The sequence below is a fragment of the Candidatus Babeliales bacterium genome, from assembly GCA_040879965.1.
GTDB lineage: Bacteria > Babelota > Babeliae > Babelales > JACPOV01 > JBBDJI01.
On sequence record JBBDJI010000013.1, the window covers coordinates 274,149 to 289,133 of the forward strand.

At 32.1% G+C, this 14,985-nt stretch carries 13 protein-coding genes; 5 read left to right on the forward strand and 8 right to left on the reverse strand.

What is annotated here, in order from left to right; all coding sequences use genetic code 11:
* Positions 1-18: 18 nt before the first annotated feature.
* The 5 genes from dnaB to WDZ41_05040 all read right to left on the reverse strand — a co-directional run bounded on the left by dnaB (position 19) and on the right by WDZ41_05040 (position 3,485).
* Positions 19-1,392 (reverse strand): replicative DNA helicase, encoded by a 1,374-nt coding sequence (gene dnaB, locus WDZ41_05020; protein ID MEX0940696.1) that lies wholly within the window; start codon positions 1,390-1,392, stop codon positions 19-21.
* Between the two features lie 21 nt (positions 1,393-1,413).
* On the reverse strand, positions 1,414-1,857 hold the full coding sequence (rplI, locus tag WDZ41_05025) for a 50S ribosomal protein L9 (GenBank protein ID MEX0940697.1): 444 nt from the start codon (positions 1,855-1,857) through the stop codon (positions 1,414-1,416).
* A 227-nt stretch (positions 1,858-2,084) separates the two neighbouring features.
* On the reverse strand, positions 2,085-2,537 hold the full coding sequence (locus WDZ41_05030; protein MEX0940698.1) for a hypothetical protein: 453 nt from the start codon (positions 2,535-2,537) through the stop codon (positions 2,085-2,087).
* On the reverse strand, positions 2,534-3,022 hold the full coding sequence (locus WDZ41_05035; GenBank protein ID MEX0940699.1) for a hypothetical protein: 489 nt from the start codon (positions 3,020-3,022) through the stop codon (positions 2,534-2,536). Before WDZ41_05035 ends, WDZ41_05030 begins: the two co-directional genes overlap by 4 nt.
* 13 nt (positions 3,023-3,035) lie before the next feature.
* Positions 3,036-3,485, reverse strand: a complete 450-nt coding sequence (locus tag WDZ41_05040) for a hypothetical protein (protein ID MEX0940700.1) — start codon at positions 3,483-3,485, stop codon at positions 3,036-3,038.
* A 128-nt stretch (positions 3,486-3,613) separates the two neighbouring features.
* On the opposite strand from WDZ41_05040, the gene WDZ41_05045 reads away from it, so the two are divergent.
* Positions 3,614-5,506, forward strand: coding sequence for a hypothetical protein (locus WDZ41_05045; GenBank protein MEX0940701.1), 1,893 nt, complete (start codon positions 3,614-3,616; stop codon positions 5,504-5,506).
* A 461-nt stretch (positions 5,507-5,967) separates the two neighbouring features.
* Here WDZ41_05045 and ileS read toward each other — a convergent pair whose 3' ends face one another.
* Complete coding sequence (gene ileS, locus WDZ41_05050) at positions 5,968-8,907, reverse strand: isoleucine--tRNA ligase (protein MEX0940702.1); 2,940 nt, start codon at positions 8,905-8,907, stop codon at positions 5,968-5,970.
* 131 nt (positions 8,908-9,038) lie between these two features.
* On the opposite strand from ileS, the gene murD reads away from it, so the two are divergent.
* The 4 genes from murD to ftsW all read left to right on the forward strand — a co-directional run bounded on the left by murD (position 9,039) and on the right by ftsW (position 13,267).
* Complete coding sequence (gene murD / locus WDZ41_05055; protein MEX0940703.1) at positions 9,039-10,367, forward strand: UDP-N-acetylmuramoyl-L-alanine--D-glutamate ligase; 1,329 nt, start codon at positions 9,039-9,041, stop codon at positions 10,365-10,367.
* Between the two features lie 53 nt (positions 10,368-10,420).
* A complete protein-coding gene (locus tag WDZ41_05060) occupies positions 10,421-10,777 on the forward strand; it encodes an RING finger domain-containing protein (GenBank protein MEX0940704.1) in 357 nt (118 codons plus the stop codon).
* Positions 10,778-11,021: 244 nt separating this feature from the next.
* Positions 11,022-12,056, forward strand: coding sequence for a hypothetical protein (locus WDZ41_05065; protein MEX0940705.1), 1,035 nt, complete (start codon positions 11,022-11,024; stop codon positions 12,054-12,056).
* A gap of 89 nt (positions 12,057-12,145) precedes the next feature.
* Complete coding sequence (gene ftsW, locus WDZ41_05070) at positions 12,146-13,267, forward strand: putative lipid II flippase FtsW (GenBank protein ID MEX0940706.1); 1,122 nt, start codon at positions 12,146-12,148, stop codon at positions 13,265-13,267.
* Between the two features lie 185 nt (positions 13,268-13,452).
* On the opposite strand, the gene WDZ41_05075 is transcribed toward ftsW, so the two are convergent.
* Together WDZ41_05075 and ligD are read right to left on the reverse strand one after the other, a co-directional pair.
* Positions 13,453-13,884 carry a hypothetical protein gene (locus WDZ41_05075; GenBank protein MEX0940707.1) on the reverse strand — a complete coding sequence of 144 codons (432 nt, stop codon included), beginning with the start codon at positions 13,882-13,884 and terminating at the stop codon, positions 13,453-13,455.
* A gap of 192 nt (positions 13,885-14,076) precedes the next feature.
* On the reverse strand, positions 14,077-14,976 hold the full coding sequence (gene ligD / locus WDZ41_05080) for a non-homologous end-joining DNA ligase (protein MEX0940708.1): 900 nt from the start codon (positions 14,974-14,976) through the stop codon (positions 14,077-14,079).
* Positions 14,977-14,985 lie beyond the last annotated feature (9 nt).

Here is a 14,985-nt window from a genome sequence, read left to right on the forward strand (position 1 = left end):
TTTTCTTTTTTTTTATTTTTAATCTTCATAATCAGTTTCATCAAATCGAGTAAGTTCGCGAACAAAATTCAGATATAATGTACCAGTTGGTCCGTTTCTTTGTTTACCTACAATTAATTCTGCTAAACTGGGATTTTCAGTGTCTGGATTGTATACAATATCACGATATAAAAACATAATAAGATCAGCATCTTGTTCAATAGCACCAGATTCACGCAAATCAGAAAGCATAGGTCTTTTATCTACGCGAGAATCTACTGCTCGTGAAAGCTGCGATAATGAAATAATTGGAATTTCTAATTCTTTGGCAAGTGCTTTTAAGGAACGAGAAATCTCTGAAACTTCCTGATGGCGATTTTCATGCCTTTTATTAGTACTAAGTAACTGTAAATAGTCAACTACTAAGAAATCGAGGCCATGTTCAATTTTTAACTTACGTGCTTTTGCTCGTAAATCCATAACACTTAACATTGCAGTATCATCGATAAATAATTTCAACCCAGCTAAATGTGCTGCCACATTCGTTAGCTCTAACCATTCATCTGAAGAAATTGATGCGTTACGAATATGCTGATGAGCAATACTAGCCTGCATAGAAAGTAATCTGAGTGTAAGTTGTTCGGCTGACATTTCAAGAGAAAAAAAACCGATAGAAAATCCATGATTAGCCGCTTGTGATGCCAAACTTAATGCTAATGCCGTTTTCCCCATCGATGGTCGCGCTGCCAATACAATAAAGTCTCCTTTCTGAAAACCAGAAGTCATCTCATCAAGACGTTTAAAACCAGAAGCAACGCCCGTAATCCCTTTTGCATGATTTTTAATATCAGAAAGATGTTCAAATGTTTTTTTTAACCAAATATTGAGCTGAACAAAACTTTGATTGGTACGTTTATTAGAAATTTGAAAAATTTGTTGTTCTGCTTGATCTAAAACCGAATCAATTGCCTGATCATTCTGCTCATAACAGCTCGTTATAATATCGGTTGCCGAATAAATTAATTCACGCAATATTGATTTTTCTTTTATAATTTGTGCATGTTGCGAAAGCATTCCAACTGAAGGAATATCTTCTTGTAAAGATAATAAATAAGCAATACCGCCGATTGTATCAAGAAACCCTTTTTTTTCTAAAACATCTTGCAACGCAACTAAATCAATTCTTTTATGCTCTTGCACCAGTATAAGCATTGATTGATAAATGGTCTTATGCACATTTTGATAAAAATCAGTTGGCAATAGCAACTCAGTTATTTGATGAATATAATTATCATTTAATAATAAAGCTCCCAGTACCGCTTTTTCTGCTTGCACACTAAAGGGTAATGCTTTGCCTAATATTTTTTCAGGCCAATGAGTCCGAGGTTTTTTTATTTGTCGTTCTTGCGTCATGAAAGGAGAACCTCTCCTTTGTTATTCAGGTAAAACTTTGAGTACTAATTTTGGCTGTAATCGAGTGGAGAGTTTGATAATAACATCATAAGTCCCCTTTTCTTTAATAGCCTTATCAAAAATTATTTGATTTTTGGCAACTTTAATGCCTTTTTCGGCTAAAAGATCAACAATCTCTGCTGGAGCAATTGAACCGTATAATTTTTCTTTATTATGCATTTTTCGTTTTAAAATAAGCTGAATAGCTTTAATTTTTTCTGCAAGCATAGACGTTTCAGTAGCTATTGCTTCTTTACGATTGTCGATATTACGTTGCCGTTTTTTATAAAATTCTTCATTGTCTTGAGTAATTTGGATTGCTAATTTTCTAGGAAAAAGATAATTTTGTGCAAATCCATCGGAAACTTTTACAATTTCCCCTTCAAAACCGATTTTTTGGACATCTTTGCGAAGATATACTTTCATACAAAACCTTTCTTTAGCCAAATTTCATACTTTTAATTAGTATACTCTTTATAACAGAAAAAAACAGCTTAACTGCCCTCACAAGAAGACTTTTTTATATATCCTTTGGAAAAGATGAATAATGGATGATTTTGAATAATTATTCTTTTAGCAGGTGTATTTTAGTGGGCAAATATTTTTTGTCATAAAACCAATGTGTTATGCGAAGCTACAGTTAACAAAAAGAGCTAATTTCTGTGCCAATTTTTGATGACAAAGAAATTTTGAGAATTTTCTTCATCGAATTGCATTAAATCGCATGCCAATGCGCATTTAAGCTCATTGTTTTTAGTTAAACTAACTTTGATATGAAGCACCTTCTCGAGATTGCTAATCTCAATAGCGCCTTGATATATTTGTTTTGTTTCATAATCCAATGGCCATCTTTTAATCGGTATATGTATTAGCTGCGTTTTAGTCTGTTCGTAAAATTGTTCATAATTTTGCTTGCTTGCTGCTATAGCCCAAAGCATTAATGATTGTGTAGCCGCATAGATTTGTTCCGATTGTAAATTAACTAAAGAGAGATCAACACTATATGAAGTCGTTCGCCAAACAAGACTAATATAAAGTGCAAAAAAATTAATAATGATAATTATAAATATTAATCCTGAGCCATTAACATTTCTTTTTATTTTCATATATTTCTATTTTTTGGGGCGATAAAACTCTGTATCCTTACTTGTTTATCCTTTAACCCTTGTATTGTTAGATTTAAAATAATGGCTTTGAGCTCTTTTTTTTTCTCCTTTTCTGCCCATTGCAGTTCAAAGAAGCCTTCAATATTTTGGGCGCCAATATTTTTGCTTTTTTTTATCCATTTATGTTTATTTCTATCATAATGGCCTTCTTTTCTTACCATGCATTTTTTTTCGATAGACCAACTTATCGCACGATCCTCTTGGGACCATAATAATTCTTGCGACGTGCAAATAATCCAATACTTTTCTTCTATTGGCGCTTTATCTAAATCTTTTATTATTTGCCTTTCTAAGGTATATAAATTTATAATTCGCTGCGATAAATTAGATTGATTATGTAAAAAATTATATTGATAACCAATTTGATTTAAAAAAATTAAAATTAGAGGCAAAAATAGAAACAAATAGAGAATCAATTCGATCATCAAAAAACCGGGCCTATGACTCATCAAAAATTCCTGTGTTAAATTCTGCAAATGATGGTTTTTTATTTGCGCCCTGCCATTCAGCCTTAATATAAACTATTTTGAATTGTTTAACCGGTTGTTTGATAAAAAGAAAATCGTCAATCTCATGCAAAACAGGCTGTTCTACTTTCCAAGTAAATTTAATATCCCTTTCCTGAAAAAATTTTTTATTTAATAATTCAGAATCATATGATAAACGTTCAGCTAAAGAAGAAAAAAAACTCACTGCTTCAAATCGTTTTAATGCATCAGTTTGCCAAGAAACTATCGAACCCAACCAAGCCATAGCAATTGAAATTGCGGTCAAAACCCCCAAGAAAACCACTATAAAGTCGATCAATAAAAAGCCGTCAATACCTGTTACCTCCTTAGAGGAGACTTGATTTTTTCTTTTTTGTAAACTAAAATTAATAATAGTCATATAATAAGGGTCAGTGCTTAAAAATATAGTTATCTCCTGGCAAAACAACTCCTATAATTGCAATGAAAAGCATCTCAAAGTATGATAAACATAATCAATTTAATAGATAACAAAAAACAAGGATCATTATGAAGAAAAAATTAAGGCATTTTTTCACCTCTTCTTTTTTTATTATTTTAATAAGTATTTCTACAGCCTCGCTTATAGCTATGCAACCTGGTGAAATGCCTAACCTTGAGGATTTACAAAAAATATTTGAAGAATTGGATGAAGAAACATTAGATGCTTTAGCAAAAATCGGGGAAGAATTTATCAAAGAAGCGGAAGCTCGAGGTGAAGATCCATTTAAATTGCTGGGAATCAATGAAGAAGAATTAATGAAAGAATTGGAACAATTAGGTGACATTAAAGAAACCGAAACTCCTGAATTACCTAAACCTGAACCAAAAGAAATTGAAGTTCCAAAAATTGATGTATCACAAATTAAGCAAGCACGCGAAATACTGACCAGTATTTCTGAAAAAATTGCTTCGATACGGCAAAAAGCACTTACAGATCGTCGAGCGACGGCTAAAATTGAACCTTTTGATCATTTAATTGATGATTTAAATTATTTTATTCTTACTTTAAGGCAAGAAAAATTACTTAAATATTTAACTAATAAAGAATTCGAGAAACTTTATCAAGCACTAGTAACGCTTGAACATGAATTAAATTATCTCGAACCATATTTTTCATTGCCAGAAACTGATGTTGAAGGGGAAATAAGTCCTTATACTATGCTTGGTATAATACGTGATGCAAATTGGCAAGAAGTAAATAAGGTGTACCAACAACTCTTAATGGAAAAAGATCCACAACGAGTTAAAAAAGAACTGCAAAAAGAAGGCAAAACTCCACAAGAAATAAAAGCTGCTCTTGCACAAGTTGAAAAAGAATATGAAGCTATTTCACAAGCATATAATAAAATTTTATCAAGCGAACAAGCATATCAAGCACTTGATAAAATTTTAGATAGCTTAATTCGTGCCGCAACAGCTCAGAATATCATTGAAGAATCTAAAAAATTGTTACAACGATATGAACCTGAAGCACTTAAAATTAAAGAAGAACAAGAAAAACTTGAAGTTAAAGCGCGCAAAGAACAAGAGGAAGCAATAAAACGTCGTCCTCCGTTTACACCGCCAATCTTTGAACCAGCACCATTCTTTGGAAAAGATTTGCCTTCAACTGATTCTTACTTTACCACTACGCCAAGTTATCAACCTGAATTTGGTGGGCCTGCTCCCTCTCGTAACGGAGAAAGACCAAGACCAGGATTTAAGCCAACCGAGCCTGGAAAACCTGTCGGACGTCCGGATGTCCCTCAAGATAAGATAGCCAAAGACAAAAAGGAAAAAGAAGAAAAGGCAGAAGCTGAAAAAAAGAAAGGTAGGCCTACACCACCAGGTAAAGAAGCGCCGAGCAAAATAGCAAAACCGATCGAAGATTTTCAAAAAGAAATAACCGCATTGGTAACTGAAATCGAAACTAAAGATATTCCTGGAGTAGAAACTTCTATCAAAGAATTATTTAAAGATTTCAAAATGTATCTTGAAAAACCATTCACCAGAGGTTATCCATTAGATGAACTTAAAAAAATAAAAGAAATGAAAACTGCGCTTGCTTATGTGACAAACAAATTTAATACTGCTCGTAAAAAACTAGTAGTTCCTAAGCTATCTAATACTGAGCAAAAACAATTGCAAAACGCAGCAAAAAAGATAATTGAAGAAAACAAAAAACAATTAGATTACTTTAAAGATCTGTATGCGATTGGCATAAAAGATGATAAAATCTTATTTCATGATTCTGAACTTAAACTAAATAAAGATAAAAAAGCACTTTTCTTTGAAGAAGAAATGCCTGCTGATAGCGATGCTAAACTCAAAGAGATCAAGAAAGAAAAAGGAAAAATTATTCCAGACTTTATTGAAGCATTTAATAAAATGAAAAAATCTATTGGCATAAGAACAAGATAAACAAAAAACTAATTTAAAAAGTAAAAAGGCAGGAAAAATCCTGCCTTTTTACTTTTTAAGTCTTAAATCAAAATTTTCTTCTAAATATTTATGATTTTTAAACTATAATTCTCACGGCGCTGTGCGCGCAGCACCAATTTTTTGCTTGTACAAAAAACTGGACAAAATACACCAACATGCTGTTGGATCGCTCATTCGCCCAAATTCGTGCCCACTCATCCTACGGCTTAAGCCTCGGATCGGGCTACACGTGGGCTCACATGAATTTTTTAATTTATTTTATTTTTTTATCCGGTAGCGAGTCGAGATCTGAAGACGAAGGTTGAAAACCTGAAGTATGAGAGTTCTCGTTATGAGCGAAAAAACAATCCAACAGAATGTTGGTGCCCTTGTGTTAAGGGTATTGGGCAAACAATACCCTTATGCCCAGCCGGTATGAGGCCAAAGTTTTAAATCAATTATTATTTCAGAACTTCCTGACAGCGTTTGCATAATGCATCTGGATGAACAGTCGTATCCCATTGCCAGCAACGGGGACATTTTACCCCTTCAGCATGTGTAACGTTTAACCATAATCCTTTTAATTCTGATGATTTGGTTAAGTTTTTCGGTGAATCAATAAGTTCACATTGCGAAACTATAAAAAATTCTTTAAAGAAATTTTCTTTGGTTTGTTGTGTTTTCTCTATATCTTTAAAAAAATCATTAAACCATTGCGATTCTTTTTCTGGCAAATCTAAATACATCATAACTTTTGCCTCAAGAGAATGTTTTATCGTACCTTTTTCTCGAAGCGATTCTAAAGATTTTAAAACTGCAGAACGAATAGCTTGTAGCAATTCCCATTGCTTTGTCCGCTCTTCATGAAAAGCCAATTGTTTAATTTTTTCACTCGCTTGCAATGCACGCCCTTTGAACGGATACCAATCAATATAATCTGGATCAAGATCAGCCATTTGCGCAATCATTTTCCAGATATCTTGTAAATCATTAAATGATTGCAAATGGATGGATTGCATTTTATTTTTTTGATAATTATCAGAGATATATTCAGCAGCAAACGATAGTATTGGTGCCATTAATCGGGTTAAGGTATCTAAAATATACCAACAAGCAGTTTGTGCTGACCGACGTGCTTTGCCATCAGCCTTTTCTACATATAAACGGTCTTTGATGATATCTAAATAGAATGAACTTAATTCTTTTGCACAATAATCGGCTAGTTCATGAAAAACTGCGGTAAAATCACACTCCTCATATGCCGCACGAATTTTTACATTAACATGATAAAGATATTCGAGCGCAAATCGATCAATTAGCAGCATTTCAGATAATGGCAGCCTTTCTGTTTCTGGATCAAAGTCATATAAATTGGACAATAAAAAGCGTGAAGTATTGCGAATTTTTCTGAAAACTTCAGTTACATTTTGCAATAATACTTTAGAAACAATGGCATCTCCCCGATAATCGATACTTGATACCCAAAGACGTAAACCGTCTGTACCTATTTTTTCAATTATTTCTCCAGGCGTTACTACATTTCCTAATGATTTGGACATTTTATGCCCTTTTTCATCAACGGTAAATCCATGCGTAAGAATAGCTTTTGTTGATGGCTCCCCTTCTAAAATTAAACTTGTTAATAAAGAACTTTGAAACCAACCGCGATGTTGATCAATACCTTCTATATATAAATCAGCAGGAAATCCTAATGCAGGATTTTTAAATAACACTGCATAATGGCTTACACCAGAATCGAACCAAACATCTAAAATATCTTTTTCTTTAACAAATTCATTGCCATGGCATTGTGGACATACTAAGTCACTAGGCATTAATTGCTCAATTGGCACTTCATCCCAATATTCAATACCATGTTGCGCTACTTGTTTTGCCACCTTTTCAATTAACTCAGCATTAATAAATGGATAATCACATTCTTTACAAAGCAATGCAGGAATCGGAACGCCCCATACCCGCTGGCGAGAAAGACACCATTCAAGCCTGCCTTGAATGGTTGCTTTTAAAAAGTTTTTTGAACGTTCTGGCAAAAAAGTAATCGATTCAATTGCCTTCAGTGCTTTTTCTCGTAGATTTTCATGCGATAAATTTAAAAACCACTGCCGCGTTGCACGGAAAATGAGGCCCCCTCTGCAACGCCAGCAATGAGGATATGAATGCTTTATTGATTGCTTTAATAATAAAAGGTCTTTCTCTTTGAGCTTGTTAATCACCCAACCTTGCCCATCTTGAACTGACATACCTTCTAACTCATGAGGCTCAATAAATTTACTATATTTGCCATCCGGTGTAATTGGTGAATATACTTCCAAATTATGCTTAACGGCAACTTCATAATCTTCTGGCCCACATCCAGGCGCACAATGCACACATGCCGTACCATCTTGTAATGAAACTGATTGATCAAAAATAATTGGTACTTCTAAACCTTCAACAAATGGATGTCTTACTCGTATATCTTTGAAATAATTAGCTTTTATTTGCTTGTATACCTTTTTGGATATTCCAAGCAATTCACAAATTTTATCAGAAAGAGCGGAACCAACAATGACATATTGCCCATCAATTTGCAGCACATCATAATCTGCATCTGGTTTTAATAAAACTGCTCGATTAAGCGGCAAAGTCCATGGCGTTGTTGTCCAAATCAAAAAACTAATTGGTTTATCAACAATCTCTGAAAATAATTTTTGTTTGGTTTTCTCATTTAAAGAAAATAAAACATATATGGAGGGATCTTTCCGCTCAGCATATTCTATTTCAGCAGAAGCCAATACCGTCTGACACGAAGGACACCACGGCACGGTTTTGCTTTTTTTGTTAATAAATCCTTTATCAACAAAATCTGCTAAGGCATATAAAATTTTAGATTCATAACCTGGATTCATCGTTAAATAAGGATGTTTCCAATCCATAAGCACACCGAGCTGCTTAAATTCTTCACGTTGAATATCCACCCATTTTTGTGCATATGCACGGCATTCTTTTTTTAAAGCAACAGGAGATAAACCCGGAAATTCTTGCGTTACTTTTAATTCAATTGGCAAACCATGACAATCCCAACCAGGAGTTACGGGAACTTGTTTTCCTGACATACGTTGAGATTTACAGGTAATATCTTTTAAAATTTTGTTATATGCACTGCCCAAATGAATATGGCCATTAGCATACGGGGGACCATCATGGAAAATGAATTTAATATTTCCTTCATTATGTGTAAATGATGCATGAAATAAGTCTTCTTGCTCCCAACGCTTAATTAAAGCTGGATCATCAACCATTGGGTTTGAACGAATAGGAAAATCAGTCTGCGGCAAATTGAGCGTATCTTTAAAACTCTTTTTCGCATCAGAATCGTTCGGCTTTTTGTTTTGCGCCATCATATTCCTTTACACACTTAGGAAAAATTGATAATTTCTTTTTATTTTTTTTAGTATAATTCATTTAATGATTTTGTCAGTAGAAGTAATGAAGTATTTTAAATAATATTTTCCTACTAGAAATGGAACCCATGGATTTTATAAATAAAAAAATTGGTATTTGGGGCTTTGGCGTTGTCGGACAATCTCTTGCTCGCTTTTTAGTTCAATATACTGATCAAATTTCAGTAATAGAAAAAAGGCCTTTGGAAAATCAAGAAATTGAGTTCTTGAAAAATCGAAATATTGCATTTCATTCTCAGGATAAATTACCTAATTTTATACATGAAAATGAATATATTTTCGTAAGTCCAGGTATAGATAGCCAAAAATATGAACTGTTAAAACCTAAAATTATTGCCGAACTCGATTTATTCCAATATTTTTTTAAAAAACCGATAATTGCGGTAACTGGATCTATTGGTAAAACTACTGTTACCTCTCTTTTGGCACATATATTAGAACAAAAAGGTTTTCGTGTTGCGCTTGGGGGCAATATTGGTGTGGGATTATGTGATCTTATAGAAAAACAGCATGAAATTGATTATGCGGTAATTGAAGTATCGAGTTTTCAACTTGAATTTTGCAGAAATTTTGCGCCGGATTTAGTGTTATGGACTAATTTTTTCCCCAATCATTTAGATCGTCATGGTTCAATTCAAAATTATTTTAATGCCAAACTAAATATTCTTAAATATCAATTGCCTCATCAAAAAGCATTAATACCAATAAATATGTATGCTCAATTGCCAGATTTTGTAAAATCATCAATTTCTTGTTTAACTGATAATAGAAATTCTTTAGAGTCTACTGTGCCAGTGTTTTGGTTAAAAGATAACAAGCTTTATGAAAAACAAAATAATCATACAAAATGCATAGCCCATTTTGAAAATATGCCTGATATTTATCCTTATAATTGGCTATGTATAAATGCCGCATTATCTGAGCTTGGTATTTCTTTACCAACAAATTATATCGCAACCCAAAGCTTCGCTCATCGCATGGAAAAAGTAAGTATTATTAATAACACTATATTTTATAATGATTCAAAATCGACGCTTCCAGAAGCAACTATTGCAGCAATAAAACGTTTTGATCAAAAAAAAATTTTATTATTTTTAGGAGGCATTAGCAAAGGAATTGATCGTACTTATATGTTTGCGCAATTGCAAAACAAGGCATCGTATATACTTTGTTTTGGTAAAGAAGCAGAATATTTATATACACAATGTAAAGCATTTGATATACCAGGATCAAAGCATCAGACATTGGAAGAAGCTTTTCAGGCGAGTATAAAAATAGCGCGGACTTATGATATTGTGCTTTTTTCACCTTCTGGTGCAAGCTATGATCTTTTTTCTAATTATGAAGAACGAGGAAATATTTTTAAAAAACTGGTATTTAATTTACAAAAAAACTAAACATAATCGAATGCGTTATCAGACATATTTTATTAATTTTTTTAAGGATTTTTATGAAAAAATTTATACTTTATTTATTTTTATCTTTATCAACATTTAATCTTTTTCCCATGATTACACAAAATGAATGCGCTATCTGTCTGAATACAATGGAAAATCCTGAAATAACACTTGCCTGTCATGAAACACATAGTTTTCATTTTGATTGCATTCAGAAATGGAAAAAAGTTAAACCAATATGCCCCTTGTGTAAAAAAAATATTTTATCAGAAAGTGGGTCGTGGCTTATTAATAAAAAACTTTCTACAAAAAATTTTATTGAGAATGAAAATGAAGATATATTAAATAATATGTTTTCTTTCGGATTTATGCTGTTTACATGCCAAGGGCTATTGGAAGCTTTTGAATGATAAAAAACCTTTGGTTTATTGCCTGGAATCGGATGATCCACTTGTAAATAACCGCTATTCTGGTATATTTATTCTACTACGCCAGAAAACCTATGTTTTTTAAACTGGGGATAAATGACGAAGAATCCTTCGAAAAAACAGGTCAAAGCAGGGTTGGCTTCGAAGAATTTCGCGCGATATAACGGCTAAAAACCGTTGAACACTTCATTAAGCAACTTTAATTTACCACAAAAAACAGGTTCTCATGAAATACAAAATTTTTGGTTTTTCTGTATGTATTTTAATACATTACGGACTTAATGCTTTAATTTGGGTCCAACCTGAAAGCAAACCAACTTCATACTTATTTGCGCCTGGCATTCATTCAAGTGAAAAACAGGTTTCTAAGTATTGCTTTGAATATTATTCTTCAACAAATCAAATAATATATACCGATAATGATTTTGAGGTTATTGGTTCTGCCGTGACCGCAATCAATTTTCCTGAAATTATCATTAATGCTCCTACTAATTTTGAAAAATCAAAACAATTTATAGGAAAAATATATAATCATATTGCACAATGGCGTAACGCAAAAAATGATGCGCATAACAATGTAATTGCACTTGATACACCAGAAACCGTTACTGATATTCTTAAAGCACCTATTGATTATACAGGTATTAATTTTGGTCAAGAAAAAGATATTCAAGCATTATCTGCTGCATATGACCAACATATCTCTATTTATCCGGATACAGATATTGTCCTGTATGGTGTTTCTCGAGGAGCCGCAACGAGCTTCAATTTTTTAGCCACTGAATATCACAATAAAAAAATTAAAAATATTAAAGCGGTTATTCTTGAAGGTTGTTTTGATTCCATTGAAAATATCTTAAAACAAAAGTTTCCAATATTATTTAAATTTGCTCAGATAACAGACAATTTTAAAAAAATCTTTTCTTGGATTTACCCAAATCATCAGCTAAATGGCATTGTACCAATTAATCTAATTAATACGTTTCCGACCGATATCCCGGTATTATTTATTACATCTAAAAAAGATACGGTTGTTCCTGCTGTTTGTACGTGGAATGTTTATAACACCCTTAAAAATAATGGATTTACCAATATTTTTATACATGAATTACAGCATTCTTCACATCCTGGTTATACTATTGATAATGAATCTGATATATGCGAATATCAAACTATTGTTCATGCTTTTTATAAACAACATAATCTTAATTATAATTCTGAATTTGCTGATGGCGGAAATATCTTTTTACCAGCTAATTAAATCAATTAAAGTATACAATTGACAAAGACATGCTCTTCAACCTACGGTAATAATATATTTATAAAAGGGTATGTTGAAAAAAATAAAACATGATTAATAAAAACCATCTTCGTACTGATTTACACATTTTTCTAAGCGCAATCAGTATATTGATTATCGTTGGCATTATTTTTATTTACTCATCAAGCTCGGTATATGCTTTGGAAAAACTAGGTTCTAGTAATTATTTTGTAAAAAAACAATTAATTGGTTTAAGTCTAGGATTTATTGGATTACTCATTTGCAGCCTTATCCCATTACCAATTATACAAAAACTAAGCCCTTATCTATTTCTTTTATCTCTTAGCCTGACTTTTTTAACCTTAATATCTATCTTTGGCCGTACTATTCATGGTTCAAGTCGCTGGCTTGGATTCGGGCCATTTATTTTTCAGCCAAGTGAACTACTGAAATTAACTTCGATTCTTTATTTATCATATTTTTTAAGCAAAAAACAAAAAGTATTAGGATCATTTAGTAATGGGTATATTCCCTTTTTTTTTATTATTGGTATCACAACAATTGTACTATTAAAGCAACCTGATTTTGGCACCGCAGTAACATTAGCTTTAACGGCATTTACTCTTTTTTTTGTTGCACATTTTAATATCAAGCAAATGCTCTTGACTGGATCAATTTCTATCCCGTTAATGTGTTTTTTAATTCTGAAATATCCATACCGCTTGCGACGAGTATTAACTTTTTTAAATCCTTGGAATGATCCTCAAGGTGCAGGATTTCAAATTATTCAATCATTAATTGCTATTGGTTCTGGTAGTTTATGGGGCGTTGGTGTTTCACACTCTAAGCAAAAATTTTTTTATTTACCCATGCTCCATACTGATTTTATTTTTTCCATAATTGCAGAAGAAACCGGGTTTATTGGCTCTTGCTTATTAATCAGTTTATATATTATTTTTTTATACATTGGTTTTCGTATTGCATGGCAATTACACGATCATTTTAGTCAATTATTTACTATTGGATTTGTTCTTCTGACAAGCTTGCAAGCTATTATTAATATTTCAGTTGCTTCTGGTCTATTACCTACTAAAGGAATTGGTCTGCCATTTGTTAGCTACGGCAATTCATCATTAATATGTTACTTATGCTTTGTGGGGCTCATTATAAATATTGTTATAAATAATAAAAAAATTATTTCTTTATATTAAAAACTTATCCGAACATTACGTACCACACTATGGCTTAAAAGTCACTGCTTTACGCTTTTCTCTTGAGATTTTATTGATTTTTACGGTATTTACAAATTTGAGTTTCATCGCATATTTTCTCATTAAATTCATTGCCAATATTATCTAAAATCGCTCCTAAAATTAGCGGCAACATTGATTGCCGCTTAAATCGAATTCACGTTACACCTAAAGGTATGACAAAACGATTTGTATTCTTTAATTTTTGGCTTAGGCTTGACTTTACCCTTTGTCTTTATTTTTTTTGCTTTTTTTATTTTCCAATTTGTACACATTTTTTTTATTTCCTCGGCATGATTAACATCTTGTTTTCTTTTTTTTGAATCATTTGTTTTTTTCGTGCTTAATTCTGAATTAAGTATTTGTTTTTTTTCTGCAATCATAGGTAAAATAATCGTATGAATGATTTTATGTTTACCTTCTGAATCAAACTCAATGCACTTAATTTCTTTTTTCAAAAAATTTTTTGTCATATTATTTTTTTGGTCATCTTGAGAAGATTGATTTTCATCTCGCACGTTTTCCATGCAAAAGAGTGTATTTGTGGCAAAAATCATCAAAATAAATGCATATTTCATTAATAAGCCTTACAATTATTATATATTAAAAAATATTATTGAATTATAGCTTAATTTCAAAAGATCCAAACTACGCCATAATTTTTTCTATTTAAAAATAACAACAATGGTTACATTGTCAAATTGCATTGTTTTTAAGAGACAACTAAAAATTGATAAATCTAATAAAAAAAAAGATACTAAATTATAAAGTTATAGCTGTTTAATTTTTCCTTTTATAGATCTTGCATGCCGAGTCATTCCTTTCCACGGATCTCCATGCTTATCGAGACGATTAAAAACAGATTCGATTGTATATCGTTGTGAAGTAAGTGATGAATCTTCTACTTCATCCCATGAAATCGGTGTAGCTACTGGAGCTTTTTCTTTTGGTCTTACACCATAGGGTGCCACGGCAGTTTGAGCAAAAGCATTACGTAATGTATCAATAAAGACCTTTTCGCCTCTTTTATTTTTACGCACTTCAAGGGTTAATTCTTTTGGATTATCATGAACTAATAATTCCGCAATTTTTCGTGCTAAATTGCGTACTTTATCAAATTTTTCAGTAGGTTTTAATGGCACAACAACATGTAATCCTTTTGAACCAGTAGTTTTCACAAAAGGTTTTAAATCTATCGATTCTAATAATTGTTTTAATTTTAAGGCAGTTTTTCTAACTGACGCAAACTTTTTTCCGGGCGGTGGGGGATCTAAATCAAATATCATCATATCTGGATATTCAAGTTTATCTACCTTACTAAGCCATAAATGAGGCGTAATAACGCCTTGATTTGCTAAATAAACTAATGTTGCTCGATTATTAGCTATAACATAATTAGTAGAACCTTCTTCTTTTTTTGCTACTTTTTTTCTATCAATCCAATCAGGAAAGTAATCAGGTGTATCTTTTTGATAAAATCCTTCAGCATGAATACCATTAGGATAACGAACCATCGTCAATGGTCGTTTCTTAGTATAATTCACCATTATTTTTGAAATTTTTTTATAATATTCAACGAGATCACCTTTAGTAATTTTAGACTTTGGAAAAAATATTTTATCTTCATTCGAGGTTTCAATAGTGTAGGGACCCATTTTAATGCTTCCCATCAAATCCCT